This is a genomic window from Rossellomorea sp. LJF3 (assembly GCF_037046045.1).
Taxonomy (GTDB): Bacteria; Bacillota; Bacilli; order Bacillales; family Bacillaceae_B; genus Rossellomorea.
Genome location: NZ_JBANLY010000047.1, coordinates 1 through 3,008, shown reverse-complemented (window position 1 = coordinate 3,008; position 3,008 = coordinate 1). Strand labels below are relative to the sequence as shown.

Annotated in this window: 3 protein-coding genes; all 3 read left to right on the top strand. The window is 45.9% G+C overall.

Annotation, left to right across the window (positions count from 1 at the left end; translation table 11 throughout):
• Window positions 1-271: 271 nt before the first annotated feature.
• The 3 genes from V8G47_RS20675 to prmC all read left to right on the top strand — a co-directional run bounded on the left by V8G47_RS20675 (window position 272) and on the right by prmC (window position 2,795).
• Window positions 272-724 (top strand): hypothetical protein, encoded by a 453-nt coding sequence (locus V8G47_RS20675; RefSeq protein WP_336201680.1) that lies wholly within the window; start codon window positions 272-274, stop codon window positions 722-724.
• A gap of 131 nt (window positions 725-855) precedes the next feature.
• The gene (prfA, locus tag V8G47_RS20670) at window positions 856-1,926 is read left to right on the top strand and encodes a peptide chain release factor 1 (RefSeq protein ID WP_336201679.1); all 1,071 of its coding nucleotides are present in this window, start codon (window positions 856-858) and stop codon (window positions 1,924-1,926) included.
• Between the two features lie 2 nt (window positions 1,927-1,928).
• Entirely contained in the window at window positions 1,929-2,795 is an 867-nt protein-coding gene (gene prmC / locus V8G47_RS20665; RefSeq protein ID WP_336201678.1) for a peptide chain release factor N(5)-glutamine methyltransferase, read from the top strand.
• Window positions 2,796-3,008: the final 213 nt, after the last annotated feature.

The window sequence follows — 3,008 nt, the reverse complement described above, 5'->3', positions numbered from 1 at the left end:
TAAAATAAAGGTTTTTCCTTCTTCATAAAAGCGAAGAAGGAAAAACAAAATGAAAAACTAAGAACAAGTAAGCCCCTTGGAGAAAACGTCAGTAATTAGGGGGTCAAACCGGTTTTACGATTTATTGCGTCGTTTTCTCACATGATTGCGTCATTTTTTCGTCATTTGCGTATTTTTACATATATTACCTCCACGCTCATCTACAGCTCAATTCAGACACATGCATAACCACCATCCTCCAGGAAATCCTAAAAGCAGGAGGTGTGAAAGCATGAAAAAGGTAGTATTAGCTTTATCTTTTACCGTTTTCTTTCTTTTGATTACAGCATGTGGTGTGAATCAGGAGTCGGAATACGGTGTGCATAATGACAGTGGCGGGACCCGCTTCATCGATAACCGAAAGGCGGAGATGGATAAGCGCCAGGATAAAAATGTGCGGGAAATCACCGATCAAAATCCCAATTTCCCTAACCTGACAAACTCTCAAGGTACGACTTCCACGACTACCGGTGTGTATGAAGACAAAGCCCGTGAAGTGGTAAGGGATTATTCGAAATTTCAGCCTGATGAGGTGTGGATCAATGGGAATCAAATGTGGGTGACGGCCCATACGAAGAAAGAAATGACCATGGCAGAGACCGATAAAGAGGAAGCCATGCTGAAAGATAAGTTGCAAAAAGCGATTCCCCGCTATGATATCAATGTGAAAATCACCGAAAGATAATGAAAAGGGGGAGCTTCTGGGCTTCCCCTTTTCACGTAAAATCCCCTCTCTCCATTCCCGCTCCTCCTTGTGTTTACATACACCATATAATATAATTGTACTGTTATGGATTAAAATTGAGGTGAATAGCTGTGTTCGATCGTTTACAAGCAGTGGAAGATCGCTATGATAAGTTAAATGAACTATTGAGTGATCCAGAAATTGTGAATGACCCAAAGAAGCTAAGAGATTATTCAAAAGAACAATCAGACATCCAAGCAACGGTAGAAGCATATCGAGAATATAAAGAATTGACCGGGCAGTATAAAGACGCGAAGGCGATGCTTGAGGATAAGCTTGATGCTGATATGCGTGAAATGGTGAAGGAAGAAGTTTCCGAGCTTGAAGAGCAAATCGAAGCGTTGGAAGCCCGTCTGAAAATATTATTGATCCCGAAAGACCCGAACGATGATAAGAACGTCATCATGGAGGTTCGTGGTGCTGCTGGTGGAGATGAAGCAGCCCTGTTCGCCGGTGATTTATACCGCATGTACAGCCGCTTTGCTGAATCCCAGGGCTGGAAGATCGAAGTCATGGAAGCGAACTCCACTGGTGTCGGTGGATACAAAGAGATCATCTTCATGATCAACGGAAATGGCGCATTCTCTAAAATGAAGTATGAAAACGGGGCACACCGCGTGCAGCGTGTACCTGAAACAGAATCCGGCGGACGTATCCATACGTCGACGGCAACGGTTGCCTGCCTGCCGGAAGCGGAAGAAGTCGAAGTCGATATCCACGATAAAGACATCCGTGTCGATACCTTCGCATCCAGCGGACCTGGAGGACAAAGTGTTAATACGACCATGTCTGCCGTGCGTCTGACGCATATCCCGACAGGCGTCGTTGTATCATGTCAGGATGAAAAGTCCCAAATCAAGAACAAAGAAAAAGCGATGAAAGTATTGCGTGCCCGGGTTTATGATAAATTCCAGCGCGAGGTTCAAGCGGAATACGATGCCAATCGTAAATCTGCCGTTGGTACCGGTGACCGTTCGGAGCGTATCCGTACGTACAATTTCCCACAAAACCGCGTCACGGATCACCGCATCGGCCTGACGATCCAGAAGCTTGACCAAATCCTTGAAGGAAAGATGGATGAAGTCATCGATGCATTGATCATCGAAGATCAGTCCAAACTTCTTGAAAGACTGGAAGAATAGTCATGGTGACGGTATTTGAAGCCCTGAAATGGGCTTCTTCTTTTTTAGTGGAAAATGGCCGCGATGAGAATGTGGGAGAAATCTATCTGCGGTATTTGCTGGGAATGTCACGGTCGCAGCTGCTCGCGGAACAGCGGAGGTCCGTCCCTCAGGAGAAATGGGACGAGTTCCAACAGGGGATCCGGACGCATGCTGGCGGGGTGCCGATTCAGCATATCATTGGCACGGAGGAATTTTATGGCCGTGAGTTTGCGGTGAATGAGCATGTGTTGATTCCAAGACCGGAGACGGAAGAGCTCATTTATTATGGTTTGGAGAAGATGAAGGATTTGTTCCGTGATGCGGCTGCTCCTCTTAAGGCTGCCGATGTCGGGACAGGGAGCGGGGCGATTGCCGTTACGTTGAAGCTTGAGTCAAAGCGGCTGCCCCTTGAGATGATGGCTGTCGATATTTCGAGGGAAGCATTGGCGGTTGCCGGGGAGAATAGCAAGAAGTTCGGAGCGGATGTCCGTTTTATTGAAGGAGATTTGTTGAAGCCATTGATCGAAGCCGGAGTGAAGGTGGATGTTCTTTTATCCAACCCTCCATACATTCCTTTGACGGATCGGGAAACTCTATCAGATGTCGTCATCGGGCATGAGCCTGAACTCGCATTGTTTGGCGGGGAAGATGGCTATGATCTGTATAAACGCTTTATGGAAGAACTTCCTCTTGTCATGAAAGAAAAATGCCTGATCGGTTTCGAAGTTGGCGTCGGCCAGGGAGAAACGGTTGCGGATCTGCTGCGCGCGACCTTCCCGGATGCAGAAACAGAAGTCGTCCATGATATCAATGGGAAAGATCGTATGGTGTTTTGTGTAAGAAAATGAAAGTGTATGCCCTCGATTTCGGTGATCGGGGGTTTTTTTGAAAAAATGGAGTCGGTTTAGAATGAAGCTGTGCAAATATTGAGCCTTATACTTGTCCCAATCGATTAAGTCCATATAATTGTGTAAAAAGAAAGAGTCATTTTATTCCTTCTTGTCAACACTGTTTTCAACGACGATAAACAATGAGAAGAGGAATAAAGATGACTCAATTAC